The organism is Marinobacter sp. 3-2 (assembly GCF_003751355.1).
In the GTDB taxonomy this organism is placed as follows: Bacteria; Pseudomonadota; Gammaproteobacteria; order Pseudomonadales; family Oleiphilaceae; genus Marinobacter; species Marinobacter adhaerens.
Window position 1 is genome coordinate 535,090 of record NZ_RJUQ01000013.1, and the last position, 18,106, is coordinate 553,195.

At 56.0% G+C, this 18,106-nt stretch carries 15 protein-coding genes; 8 read left to right on the forward strand and 7 right to left on the reverse strand.

The features are described from left to right. The first annotated feature begins 99 nt into the window (after positions 1–99). A complete protein-coding gene (locus tag EDB94_RS09830) occupies positions 100–864 on the forward strand; it encodes a VC0807 family protein (RefSeq protein ID WP_108018249.1) in 765 nt (254 codons plus the stop codon). A gap of 99 nt (positions 865–963) precedes the next feature. Here the strand turns inward: EDB94_RS09830 and gyrB are convergent, their stop codons facing one another. From gyrB to dnaA, 5 genes are all read right to left on the reverse strand, one after another. After that, on the reverse strand, positions 964–3,378 hold the full coding sequence (gene gyrB, locus EDB94_RS09835) for a DNA topoisomerase (ATP-hydrolyzing) subunit B (protein ID WP_008172535.1): 2,415 nt from the start codon (positions 3,376–3,378) through the stop codon (positions 964–966). A 55-nt stretch (positions 3,379–3,433) separates the two neighbouring features. Next, entirely contained in the window at positions 3,434–4,561 is a 1,128-nt protein-coding gene (recF, locus tag EDB94_RS09840) for a DNA replication/repair protein RecF (protein ID WP_108018250.1), read from the reverse strand. A 128-nt stretch (positions 4,562–4,689) separates the two neighbouring features. Then, positions 4,690–5,961, reverse strand: coding sequence for an AarF/ABC1/UbiB kinase family protein (locus EDB94_RS09845; protein WP_041645856.1), 1,272 nt, complete (start codon positions 5,959–5,961; stop codon positions 4,690–4,692). 15 nt (positions 5,962–5,976) lie between these two features. Further along, positions 5,977–7,080, reverse strand: coding sequence for a DNA polymerase III subunit beta (gene dnaN, locus EDB94_RS09850; RefSeq protein WP_008172539.1), 1,104 nt, complete (start codon positions 7,078–7,080; stop codon positions 5,977–5,979). Positions 7,081–7,135: 55 nt separating this feature from the next. Further along, entirely contained in the window at positions 7,136–8,578 is a 1,443-nt protein-coding gene (gene dnaA, locus EDB94_RS09855; protein WP_228743933.1) for a chromosomal replication initiator protein DnaA, read from the reverse strand. 657 nt (positions 8,579–9,235) lie between these two features. Between dnaA and rpmH the strand changes: the two genes are divergently transcribed. The 5 genes from rpmH to mnmE all read left to right on the forward strand — a co-directional run bounded on the left by rpmH (position 9,236) and on the right by mnmE (position 13,246). Then, the gene (gene rpmH / locus EDB94_RS09860) at positions 9,236–9,370 is read left to right on the forward strand and encodes a 50S ribosomal protein L34 (protein ID WP_008172542.1); all 135 of its coding nucleotides are present in this window, start codon (positions 9,236–9,238) and stop codon (positions 9,368–9,370) included. A gap of 14 nt (positions 9,371–9,384) precedes the next feature. Next, positions 9,385–9,792 carry a ribonuclease P protein component gene (gene rnpA / locus EDB94_RS09865; protein ID WP_075267623.1) on the forward strand — a complete coding sequence of 136 codons (408 nt, stop codon included), beginning with the start codon at positions 9,385–9,387 and terminating at the stop codon, positions 9,790–9,792. Next, complete coding sequence (gene yidD, locus EDB94_RS09870) at positions 9,792–10,085, forward strand: membrane protein insertion efficiency factor YidD (protein WP_008172546.1); 294 nt, start codon at positions 9,792–9,794, stop codon at positions 10,083–10,085. The genes rnpA and yidD overlap by 1 nt, the downstream gene beginning before the upstream one ends. Before the next feature lie 4 nt (positions 10,086–10,089). After that, positions 10,090–11,805 carry a membrane protein insertase YidC gene (gene yidC, locus EDB94_RS09875; protein WP_108018251.1) on the forward strand — a complete coding sequence of 572 codons (1,716 nt, stop codon included), beginning with the start codon at positions 10,090–10,092 and terminating at the stop codon, positions 11,803–11,805. Positions 11,806–11,875: 70 nt separating this feature from the next. Beyond that, entirely contained in the window at positions 11,876–13,246 is a 1,371-nt protein-coding gene (gene mnmE / locus EDB94_RS09880) for a tRNA uridine-5-carboxymethylaminomethyl(34) synthesis GTPase MnmE (protein ID WP_108018252.1), read from the forward strand. Between the two features lie 2 nt (positions 13,247–13,248). Here the strand turns inward: mnmE and thpD are convergent, their stop codons facing one another. Continuing rightward, the gene (gene thpD, locus EDB94_RS09885) at positions 13,249–14,184 is read right to left on the reverse strand and encodes an ectoine hydroxylase (RefSeq protein ID WP_108018253.1); all 936 of its coding nucleotides are present in this window, start codon (positions 14,182–14,184) and stop codon (positions 13,249–13,251) included. A gap of 159 nt (positions 14,185–14,343) precedes the next feature. Then, positions 14,344–16,164: an acyl-CoA dehydrogenase C-terminal domain-containing protein gene (locus tag EDB94_RS09890; RefSeq protein WP_108018254.1), complete on the reverse strand. Its 1,821-nt coding sequence runs from the start codon at positions 16,162–16,164 to the stop codon at positions 14,344–14,346. 247 nt (positions 16,165–16,411) lie between these two features. Here EDB94_RS09890 and EDB94_RS09895 point away from each other — a divergent pair, with 247 nt between their 5' ends. Both EDB94_RS09895 and EDB94_RS09900 read left to right on the forward strand, forming a co-directional pair. Continuing rightward, entirely contained in the window at positions 16,412–16,972 is a 561-nt protein-coding gene (locus EDB94_RS09895) for a DUF3833 domain-containing protein (protein ID WP_008172557.1), read from the forward strand. Between the two features lie 38 nt (positions 16,973–17,010). Beyond that, positions 17,011–18,105, forward strand: a complete 1,095-nt coding sequence (locus EDB94_RS09900; protein WP_108018255.1) for an efflux RND transporter periplasmic adaptor subunit — start codon at positions 17,011–17,013, stop codon at positions 18,103–18,105. The last annotated feature ends 1 nt before the right edge of the window (position 18,106 follow it).

Consider the following 18,106-nt stretch of genomic DNA (forward strand, 5'->3'; position numbering starts at 1 on the left):
GTGACGGCGGTTACGTCCACACTTGGATTCATCGTATACTGCCCAGACTACTCCGGCAGTGCCTTCCGGCCTGCTCCAGTTTACCAATCAGGCTAGAACATGACGTCTCCGAGCTCCACCAACGTTCCGGACCACAAGCCAAGGCCCTGGGTCGACTTGCTGGTCAGTATTATCATTCCATCCGTTATCCTGATGAAGTTCAGTGGCGAAGAACATCTGGGCAGCGTGAACGCACTGGTCATCGGCCTGGCGTTTCCACTGGGTTGGGGGTTGTTCGAACTGATCAAGTACCGCAAGAAAAACTTCATTGCGGTACTCGGTCTGGTCAGTGTCGGGCTGACAGGCGGCATTGGCCTGCTTGAGCTGGATGCGGGTTGGTTAGCCATCAAGGAAGCCGCGATTCCCGCGATTATAGGTCTGGCGGTACTGGCTTCCACACGGACCAAGTACCCTCTGGTACGCACCCTTCTGTATAACCCAAGTGTTCTGGATGTCGATAAGATCCATAAGACCCTTGAAGAACACAATCGGGTTGAGGAATTCGAAGCCCGCCTGCTCAAGGCGAGTTACTTCTTTGCGGGCACCTTCCTGTTTTCATCCATCATGAACTACGTGATTGCTAAATGGATCGTGGTCAGCCCGTCCGGTACCGAGGCGTTTAATGAGGAGCTTGGTCGGATGACCCTGGTGAGCTATCCCATGATCGCCATTCCTTCCATGATTATGATGATGTTGATCTTTTATTATCTCTGGCGCACCATCCGCCGGCTGACCGGGTACACGCTGGAAGAGGTGATGGCACCGCATCTGGCGGAGAAAGAGAGGGAGCGAAACGAATCGTCGGAATCGAGCACCGGTAAATAAAACCTCTGAGGGTCGTTGCCGCACGGGATCGAAAACAAAAAAAGCGGCGAAGGTTTGAAGCCTTCGCCGCTTTTTTTTGTGCCTTTTGGACGGTTGTGATCAGACGTCCAGGTTGGTCACTTCCAGGGCATTGGTCTGAATGAAGTTACGACGCGGTTCGACATCGTCGCCCATCAGGGTTGTGAAGATCTGGTCTGCCGCAATGGCGTCTTCGATCGTCACTTTCATCATTCGGCGGGTCTCCGGATCCATGGTGGTTTCCCACAACTGCTCTGGATTCATCTCGCCAAGCCCCTTATAGCGCTGGATATTCAGACCACGCTGGGCCTCTTTCATCAACCAGTCCAGGGCACCTTCGAACGACAGCACCGGCTGCTTGCGCTCGCCACGTTGGATATAGGCGCCGTCTTCAATGAGGCCATCCAGGGTTTCACCCATGCGGGCGATCGCTGCGTACGAGGATGATTCAAAGAACTCATGGCTGAATACATGCTCGTAGGGAATGCCATGCACGTAGATGGTTACCTTCGGCAGGTACAGCGCCCGCTCGGTATCCTTGGTGACCGAGAAGGTGTATTTGGTACCGGTGCGGGTATCCAGGTCCAGGCCATCACCAAGACGCGCAACCCAGCGAGCCACGGAAGCTTCTTCCTTCAGATGCTCAGGCTTGAGCGTGACGTTCTGGAGCATCTGCTCCAGCACCTTGGCCGGGTAGGCCCGGGACAGACGCCCAATCATGTTCATGACCGCCTGGTAGTCCTTGACCATGGTTTCCAGAGCGGAATCCTTGATCGCCGGAGCTTCCGGGTTCACATAGAGCTGGGCACCTTCCAGAGCGGTCTGGGTGAGGTAGGCTTCCTTGGCCTTCTCGTCCTTCAGGTACTGCTCCTGCTTGCCACGCTTGACCTTGTAAAGCGGCGGCATGGCGATAAAGACATGGCCACGCTCGATGATTTCGCGCATCTGACGGAACAGGAAGGTCAGCAGCAGCGTCCGGATGTGGGAACCGTCCACGTCCGCGTCGGTCATGATGATAATGGAGTGGTAACGCAGTTTATCGGGATTGAATTCTTCCCGGCCGATGCCACAGCCCAGAGCGGTGATCAGGGTGCCCACTTCTGCAGAGGACAGCATCTTGTCAAAGCGGGCTTTTTCCACGTTCAGGATCTTACCTTTCAGCGGAAGGATTGCCTGGGTCTTGCGGTCACGGCCCTGTTTGGCGCTACCACCGGCCGAGTCACCCTCCACAATGTAAAGTTCGGAAAGGGCGGGGTCCTTCTCCTGGCAGTCCGCCAGTTTGCCGGGCAGACCAGCGATATCCAGGGCGCCTTTGCGGCGAGTCATGTCACGCGCCTTTCGAGCGGCTTCACGAGCCCTGGCGGCTTCCAGCATTTTGTTGACGATGAGCTTGGCTTCGTTCGGCTGCTCCTGCAGGTACTCCGCAAAACTCTGGTACAGCTCCTGCTCAACCGCAGTCTTCACCTCGGAGGAGACCAGCTTGTCCTTGGTCTGTGAGGAGAACTTCGGGTCCGGAACCTTAACGCTGATGATGGCAGTCAGGCCTTCCCGGGCATCGTCACCGGAGGTCGCAACTTTCGCCTTCTTGCCCAGACCTTCCTGCTCGATATAGTTATTGAGAGAACGGGTCAGGGCCGCCCGGAAGCCGGCCAGGTGTGTGCCGCCATCGCGCTGGGGGATGTTGTTGGTGAAGCAGTAGATGTTCTCCTGAAAAGCATCGTTCCACTGCATGGACACTTCCACCGCGATACCGTCTTCGCGCTCGCGATTAAAATGGAAAACGCGGTTGATCGGGGTCTTGTTGGAATTCAGATGCTCGACAAAGGCGCGCAGGCCACCTTCGTACTCGAAGACTTCTTCCTTGCCAGAACGCTCGTCGGTCAGACGAATGCGCACGCCACTGTTCAGGAACGCGAGTTCCCGCAGACGCTTGGCGAGAATGTCGTAGTGGAATTCAATGTGGGTAAAGGTTTCCGGCGAGGGAATGAAATGCACCTTGGTACCCGATGCGTCGGTCTCGCCGACGGCTGCCAGAGGTGCATTGGGAACACCGTGGGTATAGGTCTGCTCGTAAACCTTGTTGTCTCTACGAATGGTCAGGGTGAGGGTAGAGGACAATGCGTTCACGACCGAGACGCCCACGCCGTGAAGACCGCCGGACACCTTGTAGGAGTTATCGTCGAACTTACCGCCGGCGTGCAGCACGGTCATGATAACTTCCGCAGCCGAAACGCCTTCCTCTTCGTGGAGGTCCACCGGGATGCCACGTCCGTTGTCTTTCACGGTTACCGATTCGTCCGGGTGGATAATCACACCAATCTCTGAGCAGTAGCCCGCAAGCGCTTCGTCGATGGAGTTATCCACCAATTCAAAGACCATGTGGTGCAGGCCAGTGCCATCATCGGTATCCCCGATGTACATGCCTGGCCGCTTTCGCACCGCATCCAGCCCTTTCAAGACTTTGATACTGGAGGAATTATAGTTCGATTCACTCATTCGGAAACTCCTGAAGCGTGATAGGCCGGAGCATTCTTTGCTCTTCGCACCGGTCTTATTCTTCCGTCAATTTGCCATGTTCCACGTGGAACAATCTGTAATCCGGTGCATTACCCTCGGGCCAGAGCTGATCCACCATGGGACGCTCAATAGACGTGATAAACACCTGACAACGTAATGCCTGTAACCTGATAGCCAGCATGGCGCGATGGCCCTCATCCAACTCGGCGTTAATATCGTCGAGCAAAAAGGTCACCTGCTTGCCCATGTCACTCAACACCATGCCTTGGGCAATCTTCATCAAAATCACCAGGGTTTTCTGCTGGCCCCGGGAGAACGTTTCGGCAACAGGCCTGCCCTGAAACTTCAACCGGATGTCTGCGCGATTCGGACCATACAATGTGTGCCCGACTTTTCGCTCCTGATCCCGATGGTCTACCAGTAATTCTGCCAGCGGCCGACTGACATCCCAGCCCGGGTAATACTCGAGCTTCAGACCTTCGGTCCAGGGTACCTCTACTTCCCGAACCAGCTTTTCAAAAGCTAACTTGAACCGGCCAAAGGTGCCGACACGGGCCTCAGTAATGCGCTCACTCAGGGTAGCGTACTGATGATCCCAGACACGCATTAAAGCTTCGTCTAGTCTACCATTTCTCAGCGATTGATTCCGCTGTGATGTCACTCTCTGGCATTGTTGCCAGAGAGATCCAAAGGAAGGTTCCACGTGGAACACTAACCAGTCCAGAAACTGACGCCGCTTGCCGGGTCCACCTGCCACCACATCAAAAACACCCGGATCGATCACAGATACCGGCAGATGCTTGGCAAGGGCAGAAAGACTCCTGACCGCCTCACCATCCACCCGTAACATCGTTTCCTTCTGACCCACATCCCGGGATATTCCCAGGCGATGCACCAGATCGGTCTCGCTGCCATGCCTGCGTGAGTCCAACCCATGATCTAGACCACCAAACACCGTCAGCCGTTGTTCGCCATGACTCACCACTGCCTGGTGTCTGTTCACCCGAAACGAACGGCCCAATCCCAGATAACCGATGGCTTCCAGCACGCTTGTTTTACCGCTTCCATTTTCTCCGTAAAGCAGATTAAACGACGATGAAAAGCTGACCGGCGCCGACGACAGGTTACGGAAGTTCTCAGTCTGGAATTTTACAAGCGCCATAGAAAAGCAGACTCGAAGGGGACGAGGGCAGGAAACAACACAAAACCCTTTAACGAAAAAGGCAGCGTTACCTTCCCGTCGGTAACGCTGCCCTAGTGTACAAAAGCCAATCGCTCAAGGCGACAGCCTCAGTGGAGCATGTTCAACCGTTCGTCCATGAACACATCCATTTCTGGTGCAAGGATGTGAACATAGCGATCGAAATACAGGAACTGTTTCAGTAGCAAAGCAAATTCCCTTGGAAAATGCAGACCATGGCTTTCGCCGATCTTAACCATATCCATCAGGATATGATTAACATCGTCTTCTGCCTGCTCCGCCTCATAGGGAACCTCGTCGGGCACCATTCGATCCATCTGCTGGTACAGCCGTCTCAAATCGCTGGCCAGATCATCTACCCGAACCGTCTGGCGGGTAATACCGATTCGGATCATCGCGTCGGCCATTCCCTCGAAATTCCCAACCATAACGGCTGAAATGAAATCGCTCACCGCCTGCCAGGTATCCGGCTTGATACGACCAACAATTCCGAAGTCGATAAAACCAACCCGACCGTCCTTGAGAACCATCAGGTTGCCGGCATGCACATCCGCGTGGAAAAACTCACATTGGGTCAGACTGGAGAACCAGGTGTTCATGGCCGTGATCAGGGTTCGCTCCGGATCACGGGCGTAACCGCGGATACTTTCCAGATCGGTCAGGGACACACCGTGGAACCGCTCCATGGTCAGGATCCGCCGGGTGCTGCAGTGTTCGAACACCCTCGGTACTGCCGCATCTTCATTATGGGTATCATGCAGAAAATCCCGGAACACCTTCAGGTTGTTCGCTTCCTTGATGAAATCGCACTCTTCCATCATGGTCCGCTGGATTTCCTCTACGATACCGGACATGGAGGTCCAGGACAGTTTCGGTGCCAGAGTTTCCAGAATACGGGCAGACAGGTACAGGAAGTTCAGATCGGTTAAGAGAATGTTTTCCACACCCGGCTTCTGAACCTTGATCACCACTTCTTCACCGGAGACCAGACGCGCGGCGTGAACCTGGGCAATCGATGCCGACGCCAGGGCCACCGGATCGATTTCCGAATAGACTTCCTCCAGGGGCCGACCAAGCTCTTCCCGGATAATTCTCTTGATCACACCAAAGGGCAGGTTGGGTGTTCTGTCCAGGCAGTGCTGGAACTCCTCGACATACTCCTTAGGGAAAAACGTCGGGGAGCTGGCAATGAACTGTCCCAGTTTGATGTAGGTTGCACCGAGGGATTCAAACGTCTGCCTCAGCAAGCGCGGCGTTGGAGGGCGATCCCCCCGAAGCCAGTTGATCCCGGTGCGCCCGAGTACCGACACAGTCTGGCCAATCCTGAAGGCGCCTTTGATTCCATTCGTTACGGTACTCATCAATCTCATCTCCTCCTACAGCCTCATGGGCATGACAACATAGAGGCAACGGTTATCGTTTTGCGCCTCTATCAACGCACTGCTGTTCGGATTCGACAGGGTTATTTTTACCTGGTCCTCATCCAGCGCGTTCATGACATCCACCAGATAGCCTACATTAAAACCGATTTGCAGGGATTCGCCCTGATAGTCCACCGGCAGCGCGTCTTCGGCCTGTTCCTGATCCGGGTTGTTGGCAAATACCTGGAGTTCATTGGATGCCAGGTTCAAGCGCACGCCGCGGATGTTCTCGTGGGACAGGATGCCCGCCCGTTGCAGGGTATTCTTCAAGGTGGCGCGGTCCGCCAGGACGATCTTGTCGCCCCCGCGCGGAATCACGCGATTGTAGTCGGGGAATTTGCCTTCAATCAGTTTCGAGGTGAAGGTATAAGACCCCACCGTCGCTCGCAGGTGGTTATCGCCAATAACCAGGGTCACCGGTGTTTCCACATCATCGAGCAACCGGGCCAGTTCCAGTACCCCTTTGCGCGGAACAATAACCTGACGCAGCTCCGGGCAATTGGTGGCCAGTTCCAGATGTGCCATGGCCAATCGATGGCCGTCGGTAGCTACCGTCCGCACATGGTCCTTGTCCACTTCCAGCAACAGTCCGTTCAGGTAATAGCGCACGTCCTGCTGAGCCATGGCGAACGCCGTGGCATCGAGCATCCGGCCGAGTTCTTTCTGGGGCAATTCCAGACGGAAGCTCTCGTCTTCGTCTTCCACGTTCGGAAAGTGCTCCGCCGGCAGGGTCGACAGGGTAAAGTGGCTGGCGCCACACCGCAGGTGCAACCGATCGCCTTCAAGCGACAGCTCCATCGGCGCCTCGTCCCCCAGGGCCCGGGAGATATCCGACAGCTTGCGGGCCGGAACGGTAATCCGGCCGGGCTGATCTACATGCACCGGTGTTACCCGCGCCACCAGTTCCACTTCCATATTGGTACCGGTCAGGGTCAGGGTATTGTCCTCGGCCACCAGCAAGACGTTGGAGAGCACGGGCATGGTCTGTTTCTTTTCCACCACGCCAGCAATGCTTTGCAGCGGGGTAAGCAGGGATTCACGGCTGATCGTCAGTTTCATGGCACTCAGCTTTCTTTATGTTGGAAGGGTGAATGTTGTTCGCCAACGCCCGGCATCAGGTGGTCAGCAGTCTCATAAAATTCTGATAATCCTCGCGGATGCCCGGATCAGTCTCCTGCAACTCCACGATTTTCTTGCACGCATGCAATACGGTGGTGTGGTCACGCCCGCCAAAGGCATCACCAATCTCCGGCAAGCTGTGATTGGTCAGCTCCTTCGACAACGCCATGGCGACCTGCCTTGGCCGGGTAACCGTCCGGGTCCGGCGCTTGGAGAGCAGGTCGGCCACCTTGATTTTGTAATATTCCGCCACCGTGCGCTGAATGTTGTCGATGCTCACCTGTTTCTCGTGCAGCGCCAACAGGTCTTTCAGGCTCTCCCGGATAAACGGTGGCGTGATTTCAGAGCCAGTGAAGTGAGCATTCGCTATCACCAGACGAAGCGCACCTTCAAGCTCTCGAACGTTTGAACGAATTTTCTGGGCAATAAAAAAGGCCGCTTCGCTGCTGAGCTTCACGTTGGCCTGATCGGCTTTTTTCATCAATATAGCGACCCGCGTTTCCAGTTCAGGCGGCTCAACCATCACCGTCAGGCCCCAGCCAAACCGCGATTTGAGTCGCTCTTCCATATCCACAATTTCTTTCGGAAACCGGTCGCAGGTGACAATGACCTGCTGACCACCTTCCAGCAACGCATTAAACGTGTGGAAGAACTCTTCCTGGGAACGTTCCTTACGGGCAAAGAACTGGATGTCATCGATCAACAGGGCATCCACTGAACGGTAATAGCGCTTGAACTCATTGATGGCGTTCAGCTGCAATGCCTTAACCATATCTGCGACAAAGCGCTCTGACCGGAGATAGGCAACCTTGGCCTTGGGATTGCGACGGACAATTTCGTTACCGATCGCATGCATCAGGTGGGTTTTACCCAGACCAACACCTCCGTAGAGAAACAGAGGGTTGTAGGCGCCACCCGGATTTTCAGCCACCTGCATGGATGCCGCACGGGCCAGCTGGTTGGATTTACCTTCCACAAAGGTTTCGAAGGTAAATCCCTCGTTCAGGAAGCTCTGGTGCTTGATGTCACCTTCAACCTGAACCGGACGCCGCTGTGTGTCACTCTTCGGGCGCACGGATGGTGTGGATGCGACGGTAGCGGCCACGCCTTTTTCTTCTTCGGTTACCCGGCTGCCGGCCTCTTCCTGAACCTGACCGTTGACGCGGGCAGGTACTTCCGACCGTTTGACCGGTTCGCCTTCACGGGGTGCAGAACCCACTTTCATATTGACCCGGGGCGCCTGCCCACCGTTCAGATCCTTGAGCACCTCTTCGATACGCCGCAGGTACTTTTCGTTCACCCAATCCATAACAAAACGGTTTGGGGCGAACAGCATCAGCTGCCCCTCCCGGTGATCGGACTGCAGGGGCCTGAGCCAGGTATTGAACTGTTGTGCGGGAAACTCGTCCCGGAGTACTTCAAGACATTGATGCCACATACTGTTTGGCACGACAGCCTGCTCCCGATAACCCTGAAATGTCTCTAAACGGACAAGGGACTTCCTGTCCTGTGAGATGACCCCGAATTCTAACCCGACCGGCCCTCCAGTGAAAGGGCTAAAGCCAGTTCATGAACAGCCTGTGGAAATTTATTTCTTTATATTTCAATTTCTTACGAACTTACCTACAACCTTGTGTACAGAAAATTCCTGCAATGAAAGTTACCCACAGCCCTGTGTGTACAGCCCGGGTTTAACCCTGTTAGGAACCACGGGATGCAACCGGGGATAACTTTGAACGTCGCTTCGAAAACGACTTACCCACATTTCACCCTGCCATCGTCCACAGATCTCAGGGTGCCTTATCAATACCCTTATAAACCGCTCAACAACCTGTTTTTCTGATATTTTCTTCGCTTATCCACAGAAACCTTAGGTACTAATAACAGTAATAATTAATCCTTAAAAGAATTTTAAAAAGACTTACTGAATTTATTAGCTGACCTGGCCGATTAAGAATTTCGGGCATGCGCACAACCCCCTAGCAATAAGCATTGAATTCCCACCGGTATTTGCATAGAATGCCGCTCCTGTTTTGGCTGTTCATTTTCCAGCCAGTTACTGAATTTCCAACTTACGAATTGTGAGATCATCACCATGAAAAGAACGTTTCAACCAAGCGTCCTGAAGCGTAAGCGCGTTCACGGTTTCCGTGCCCGTATGGCCACTGCCAACGGCCGCAAGGTTATTTCCCGTCGTCGTGCCAAGGGCCGCGCACGTCTGTCCGCGTAAGCTCTGATTGCCTCATAAAGGCTTTGAGTTTCCCGAAATCACATCGTCTCTTGCGACCTGCTGATTACGGCAAAGTCTTCAACGACGTGCAGCTGAAAGTTCCACACCGGAATTTTCTGATCCTGGCGACACCGAATAATCTCGGTCACGCCAGGATCGGTTTGATCTTTTCGAAGAAAAACCTGAAGCTTGCAGTCCAGAGAAACCGGGTAAAGCGCCAGGTCAGGGAAAGTTTCCGTCACCAGACGGACCTGCCCGGCCTGGATCTTGTGGTTCTGGGACGCCAGGGGCTGGTTTCCCTGGACAACCACTCGGTTCGGGCATCCATGGATGACCTCTGGCGACGTCTCAGGAAAAAGTACGCTCAATCTCAGCCATCCCGGGCAGCACCATCGGAATCTGCCAATCGAGGAACGGGTTAATGCGCAAGCTTCTGCTTCTGCCCATCCGCTTCTACCAGTATGCAATCAGCCCGCTGATGGCCAGCCACTGCCGCCACTACCCCACCTGCTCACAATACGCCGTTGAAGCCATTAACCACCATGGCGCGCTTAAAGGATTATTTCTCGCAATCCGGCGTCTGTTAAGGTGTCATCCCTGGGCGGAAGGCGGTTATGATCCTGTACCGGGAACGGCAGAACCCCGGGCTCCGGAAACCGCAACAGCCTGCGTACACGCTGATCACTCCCATACAACAACCCAGACCAGACAGTAACTCTATGGATATTCAACGCATCGTATTATTTGCCGGCCTGGCTATTGTCAGTTATCTGATGGTGCTTGCCTGGAATGAGGACTACCATCAGCCGCCCGAGACGGCTCAGGTCGCTGAATCCCAGCCTTCGCAAACCGCTGGCAACATGGGCAATTCCGACAATATGGTGCTTCCGGAGGACAGCTCCGCTCAGGTTGATGGTGATGGCGAGTTCACCACTCCGGAGACTGGTCAGGCTGTCATCAGCTCAACCGAAACCACCACCGCGGTCAGCGATCAGTTCATCACAGTTCGCACCGATGTCTACGATCTGCAGATCGATCGGGTCAGCGGTAACCTGGTAAAAGCACGGCTGCTTGATTACGACGATACCCTGAACAGCGAAAAGCCGTTGACGCTCCTGAACAACACGCAGAATCGGCTGTACGTTCTAGAAAGTGGGCTGATTGGTCGTGATGGCCCGGATAGTCGCAAAAACGGTTCGGCTCCGGTCTACAGTGCTGACGCTGCAAGCTATGAACTGGCGGAAAGCGACAATCAGCTTCAGGTAGATCTGACTTACACCTCTGATAATGGCGTCCAGATCACCAAGCGTTATGAATTTGAACGCAACAGCTACGAAATTGGCGTCAAATATCTGGTTGAAAACCAGTCGAGTGAAGAATGGCAGGCCAATTTCACCGGCAAGATCGTCCGGGATCAGTCCCCGGACCCGACCTCCCAGACCAGCATGGGTATCCAGGCCTTCCTGGGTCTGGTCATCAGCTCCCCGGAAGATCCCTACGAGAAGTTTGATTTCGGAGACCTCCAGGAAAACCAGATCAATCAGTCGGTTACCAACGGCTGGCTGGCCTTCCTGCAGCACTACTTCCTGTCGGCATGGGTACCGGAGCGCGATATTCCCGCCCAGTACCAGACCACGCGCCGTGGCCCGAACTATGTAATGGGCTTTGTTTATCCGGCTACCAGTGTGGCGCCGGGCGAAACCGCAGAGATCGGTGCCCGGGCCTACGTTGGGCCGAAGATTATTGAGCGCCTTGAAGGCATGGCTCCGAACCTCGACCGTACCGTTGATTTCGGCTGGTTGTTCTTCATTTCGCTGCCGCTGTTCATCATTCTGGACTGGTTCCATAGCCTGGTTGGCAACTGGGGCGTGTCCATCATCCTGCTGACGGTTCTGGTCAAGGCGGTGTTTTTCCATCTGTCCGCTACCAGCTACAAGTCCATGGCCAAGATGCGGGCCGTTGCGCCCCAGCTGACCCGGCTGAAAGAACTGTACGGAGACGACCGGCAGCGCATGTCCCAGGAAATGATGGCGTTGTACAAGAGGGAGAAGATCAATCCGCTGGGTGGCTGTCTGCCCATACTGGTGCAGATGCCGGTGTTCATCTCCCTGTACTGGGTTCTGTTCGAGAGTGTTCAGCTTCGCCACGCGCCATTCATGCTGTGGATTCAGGATCTGTCGGTCATGGACCCGTACTTCATCCTGCCGATTCTGATGGGTGCCAGCATGTTCCTTCAGATGAGTCTGAACCCGACGCCGCCGGATCCGATGCAGGCCAAGATCATGAAGATGATGCCGTTGATCTTTACGGTCTTCTTCCTGTGGTTCCCGGCAGGTCTGGTTCTGTACTGGCTGGTGAACAATATTCTGTCCATTGCCCAGCAGTGGTACATTACCCGCAAGATCGAAGCAGAAATGGCCGGCAAGAAGCACTGACCGGTGCCCGAACCGACCCGGCAAAGGCTCCTGTATGGAGCCTTTGTTGTTTTCAGCCTGTGGAAAAAGCATGAGCCAGAGTTCTGACACCATCGCAGCCATCGCCACCGCACCGGGACAGGCCGGAGTTGGCATTGTTCGTATCTCTGGGCCCAAGTCCCTCGCCATTGCAAAAAAGATGCTGGGGTTTGAGCCGAAACCGCGATACGCCCATTACGGCCCCTTCCATGACAGCCATGGCGAGTTAATAGACGAGGGCATCGGCCTGTTTTTCCCCAACCCCCACTCGTTCACCGGCGAAGATGTGTTCGAGCTTCAGGGGCACGGTGGTACGGTGATTCTCGATCTTCTGCTCCGTGAGGTGTGCGGCCAGGGTGCAAGGCTCGCCCGGCCCGGCGAGTTTTCCGAGCGGGCGTTTCTGAACGACAAACTGGACCTGGCCCAGGCCGAAGCGATTGCCGACCTGATTGAAAGCAGTTCGGAACAGGCGGCCCGCTGCGCGGTTCGTTCGATGCAGGGTGTGTTCTCCAGGCAGATCGAGGATCTGGTGGACGCGGTCACTCATCTACGGATCTACGTGGAGGCGGCGATCGATTTTCCAGAGGAGGAAATCGACTTCCTGGCCGACGGCAAGGTAGCCAGTGACCTTCAAAACCTCCTGGAGCGGCTCGGGAAAATCCTGGCCGAAGCCCAGCAGGGAACGATTCTTCGTGACGGCATGAAAGTGGTGATCGGCGGAAGGCCTAATGCCGGCAAGTCGAGTCTCCTCAATGCCCTGGCCGGTCGCGAAGCGGCCATTGTTACGGCGATTGAGGGCACAACCCGTGATGTTCTGCGGGAGCATATCCACATCGATGGGATGCCCCTGCACATTATCGATACTGCCGGCCTTCGGGACAGCCCGGACGAAGTGGAACAGATCGGTATTGCCCGGGCCTGGGAGGAAATCCGTCAGGCCGATCGCATTCTTCTGATGGTGGATGCCACCACCACCGATAAAACCAGTCCCCATGAAATCTGGCCGGATTTCATCGACCAGCTACCGGCCAACGCCCCGGTGACGGTGATACGGAATAAGGTGGACCTCTCTGGTGAAACGGTCGGTATCAGTGCCGAAGAGCATCAGAGCGCGCCGGTGATCCGTTTGGCAGCAAAGTCTGCCGAGGGCCTGGAGATTCTCCGGGACCATCTCAAACAATGCATGGGGTTTGCCAGCACCACAGAAGGTGGTTTCCTCGCCCGGCGCCGCCATCTTGATGCCCTGGAGCGCGCCCAGGCCCTGCTGATCCAGGGCCAGAGCCAGCTGGAGGGTTTCGGTGCCGGCGAGCTTCTGGCTGAAGACCTGCGTGCCGCCCAGGATAGCCTGGGCGAGATCACCGGGCATCTGACGCCTGATGAGTTACTGGGCAAGATCTTCAGCAGCTTCTGTATCGGTAAATAGCGCTACCCGGTCTTCCGGCGTTCCTCGGAGGTGACTGGCACCAATGCCTCAGTGCTGTTGCGGTTGCCCAGGAAATCCGGGCGCGGTTTGTTGCCGCAGAATGGGGCCTGGAGCTGGTTTTCCACACTGTTATAGACGAAAAACAGGTTGCTGCGCGGCCAGGGCGACATATTGGCATTGGAGGCGTGGAGCGTGTTGCACTCGAAGATGATCAGCGAGCCGGCAGGGCCGGTTGGCGCTTTGATACCGTAGTCATCCGCCATGGCTGCCAGGTCCCGATTGTTGGGAACACCCAATTCCTGTTTTTTGAGAGATGACTGGTAGTTGTCCTCCGGTGTGCGGCCAACGCAGGGAACAAAGGTCTTGTGGGAGCCGGGAATCAGCATCAGCGGGCCGTTGAAAGGCGTGTTGTCGGTGAGGGCGATGGAGAAGCTGACTGCCCGCATCCGTGGCATGCCGTCCTCGGCGTGCCAGGTTTCAAAATCCGAGTGCCAGTCAAAACCCTTGCCGTGGAAACCGGGTTTGAAATTGATCCGGGACTGGTGGATGTAGGCTTCACTGCCCAGTAGCTGGCGTACCATCGCCAGAATCTTCGGATCCCTGGTCAGGCGGTCGAATCGGTCTGACAGTTCGTGGATGCCAAAAATCGAACGGATTTCCTGTTTTCCGGGTTCGGTGATGGTGCCTTCGGAGCGCAGGATGCTCTCATCGTCTTCGTAGGCGCGCAGATCCTCGCGGAATTCGCGAACGGTGGCCTGGTCGAGAAAACTGTCGAAGACTAAAAACCCGTCGCGCTCATACTGTGCCAGTTCGGTTTCACTCAGTGGTCCGTTTGTTTTCTCGGAACCTTCGCTGTGTACCACGGGGTCCTGCCGATCAAAGCTTTTGGTGGGGCGTTCCAGGCGGGTTGGATAAAAGTCGTCAGTACGAGTGTCCATATTCGAACCTCCTTCTTTTATTTTCCGGATAATGTCCAATATCTTCAGTTAGTTAAAAGCTCCAATAAAAGGTCCGCCAGAAGAGTATGGTCAGAGAGCCCGTTTTCAAGGCCAAAAAAATCCCGGGCCGGGGCCCGGGTGTAAGTTGTACCGGAACCTTTACCCGGTAAAGGCCATATTCTCGGCGTCGAGCTGCATCAGGTTTTTGCTGGGGCTGAGCATGCTGGTGGCGTGGCTCTGGGCCCGGGGCAGCAAACGTTCAAAATAGAACTCGTTGGTGGCGAGCTTGGCCTGGTAAAAGCCGGTGGATTCCTCACCACCGTTATCGAGTTTATCCACAGCCACCGAAGCCTGACGCAGCCAGATATAGGCCATGGTGACGTAGCCGCTATACATCAGGAAATCGTAGGATGCGGAACTCACCACATCGCGATCCTTGCGCGCCGCGAGCATGATACGGACGGTCAGCAGGTTCCATTGCCCGGTCAGCTTGAGCAGTTCCAGAGCCCAGGGCCGTAGCCGTTTATCGGTGAGATGCTTACGGGCAAAATTGGCAATGTTCAGGGTGAACTCGCGCACCGCGCCGCCCTGGGTCATCAGCAATACTTTTCGTCCCAGAAGGTCCAGCGCCTGGATACCGGTGGTGCCCTCGTACAGGGTGGCGATGCGGGTATCCCTGACAATCTGCTCCATGCCGTGTTCGCGGATGTACCCGTGGCCGCCAAACACCTGGACCCCCAGGTTGGCCGCTTCGCAGCCGAGTTCAGTGAGAAAGCCCTTCAGAATTGGCGTCAGGAAGCCGAGTTTGTCATCGTACTTCTCCGCCTTTTTATCGTCACCCTCGGTGAATCCCTCGACCATGTGATCGGCCAGCCGGGCTGCGTAATACAGCATGGCCCGACCGCCTTCGGCGATGGCCTTCTGGGTCAGTAACATCCGGCGCACATCAGCATGATGGATCAGGCTGTCAGCGACCTGGTCCGGCTCTTTCTTGCCTGAGAGTGCCCGCATGGAGCGCCGATCTTTTGCATAGGCCAACGCCCACTGATAGGACAGCTCCGCCGGCCCGACGCCCTGAATGGCGGTGCCGATGCGGGCGGTGTTCATGAAAGTGAACATGCAATTGAGCCCTTCATTCTCGGGACCAATGAGAAAACCGGTGGCGCCATCGAAATTCAGTACACAGGTGGCCGAGGCCTTGATGCCCATTTTCTTTTCCAGGCTGCCGCAGACGACACCGTTGCGCTCACCGACATCGCCATTACTGTCGGGCAGGAACTTGGGAACGATAAAAAGGCTGATACCCCGGGTGCCCTTGGGGGCGTCGGGCAGACGGGCCAGCACGATGTGGACAATGTTCTCGGTCAGGTCGTGGTCACCAGAGGAGATGAAGATCTTGGTTCCGGTAAGCCGGTAGCTGCCGTCGGCCTGTGGTTCGGCTTTGGTCTTTACCTGGCCGAGGTCGGTGCCACACTGGGGTTCGGTCAGGCACATGGTGCCGGCCCAGCGGCCCTCGGTCAGTGGCGCAAGGTAGGTCTGTTTCTGGTCTTCCGTACCGTGAAGGAAAATCGTGTTCATGGCCCCCAGGGACAGCCCCGGATACATGGAGAAAGGCCAGTTGGCGGTACCCATCATTTCCTGTTTCAGCAGTCCCATGGAAGCGGGAAGGCCCTGGCCGCCGTATTCCTCGGGCGCTGAGAGCCCCTGCCAGCCCCCCATGGCGTATTGCTGGTAGGCTTCCCGGTAACCGGCGGGTGTGGTGACTTCACCGTTGTCCAGTTTGCAGCCTTCTTCGTCGCCAGAGAGGTAAAGTGGGCTCAGCACCTCTTCACAAAACTTTCCGCATTCGCCGAGTATCGCGTCCACGATATCGGGCGTAGCGTTTTCACCGCTGGTCAGGGTGGCGTAATGACCCGGGTAATCGAACACCTCGTTCAGCAGGAATTTCATGTCGCGCAAGGGCGCTTTGTAAACCGGCATAGCCAATTCCTCTGTGTCTTTCTCAACAATCTTTGGTGGACAACCACCGTTCGTTGCCTTGTGTTTTACGCCAATACCGGGGCACTGCCATTGACGAAAAGCACCGGGCAGACTGTCAGAAAGGACAATTGGCCGAGATGACGTAGCAGAGATCGTGGATTCCGGGTAATGATCGTTAAAGAGGGTTTCGGCGTATTTCCTTGCGCCGAGGACCCCCACATATCCCTGTTCGGAGAGTGTAAAAGTCATGCAAAGCCTGTTTACTGAGATATCGAAACGCCTGTCGACCCCTATACTCTGGGTATTGTTTTCGGCACTGCTGCTCAGTGGCTGTGCCAGCCCCTCGCTCGAGGACTATGCCGACCGCACGCCAGAGCTGGTCCCTGAAGAGTTCTTTACCGGCGAACTTTCCGCCCGGGGGGTGGTCAAGAATTTTTCCGGTGAGGTGATTCGCACCTTTGATGCGGATATCAGCGCGTCGTGGGATGACGAGGGCGTGGGCACCCTGGATGAAGTGTTCCGTTTCGATGACGGCGAAGTGCAGACCCGCGTCTGGACCCTGACTCCCGCGGAAGACGGCTACCATGCTGACGCCGGTGACGTGGTTGAACCCGGAACCATGCGTTGGAGTGGCAATGCAATTCACATGAATTATGTGCTCCAGGTGGCCTATGGCGACGGTACCCTGGACGTACGCATGGATGACTGGATGTACCTGATTACGCCCGACACGTTGATCAATCAGACCACCATGAGCAAGTGGGGAATCGACGTGGGCGAGGTGGTTCTGGTCATCCAGAAAAAGTAACAGACGACTAACCTGACCCCGAAATACCTGGAAATCCTATGTGGAAACAGTGGTTGATTGCGTTGGTACTGGTGGCTGTCGCTATCGGCGGCGCCTTTGTGTATCAGAACTTCGATGATGCGACCGCCGCCCAGAGCGGCCGCGAACGTCCCGCCAGCGCGGTTAACACCATGCTTCCGCAGATGGAGGCAGTACGGGATGTGGTCAACGCCGTTGGCAGTCTAAAAGCCCTGAACGCGGTGGAACTGACCACGGAAGTCAGTGGCCGGGTGGTGGAATTGAATCTGGAAACCGGCCGCCGGGTGGGGCAGGGCGAGGTGCTGTTGCGGCTTGATGATCGCCAGGCCCGGGCAGACCTGCAGGTGATCGAGGCGCAACTGGCGGATGCCCGCCGACAGCTCGAAAGGGCACAGCGGTTGCGTTCGAACAACAGTATTTCCCAGTCCCAGGTGGATCAACTGAAAACGTCAGTCGATGTCGCCGAGGCACAGCGCCAGTCAGCTCAAGTTCGTCTGGAAAACCACCGGATTGAGGCGCCGTTCGCCGGTGTGGTCGGGCTGAGTGACATCAGCGTCGGCGCCTATATCACTGCCGGAACCTCGGTGACTACCCTGGATACCACCGACCGTATGGAACTGGGCTTTTCGATCCCGGAGCGTTTCCTGGGGCAGGTGAGTCTCGGGCAAGAGGTAAGGGGCGCATCGCCGGCCTATCCGGACCAGACCTTTTCCGGTCAGCTGGTGGAGTTGGGTTCCAGGGTCAGTGAGTTGAGTCGTTCGCTGCCTGTCCGGGCACTGATCGATAACCCGGATGGCCTGCTCCGGCCGGGACAGTTCATGTCTGCGACGCTTACACTCCGGCAACGGCAGGCGCTGGTAATCCCCGAGCAGGCGGTGATGATCCGGGGTGATGAACAGTATGTGTTTGTGGCTGAAGACGGTGTGGCCCGGCGGGTTTCGGTGAGCCTGGGCTCGCGCATGCCCGGTTTTGTGGAAGTTTCGAACGGTTTGAGCCAGGAAGACCCGGTGATCGTGACCGGTCAGGACCGGCTCAGCAGTGGGGACCGGGTTCGGGTATTGGAAGACGACAAAGCCATTCCCGAGAACCGTTTTATTACGGCCAGGGAGTCGTAAC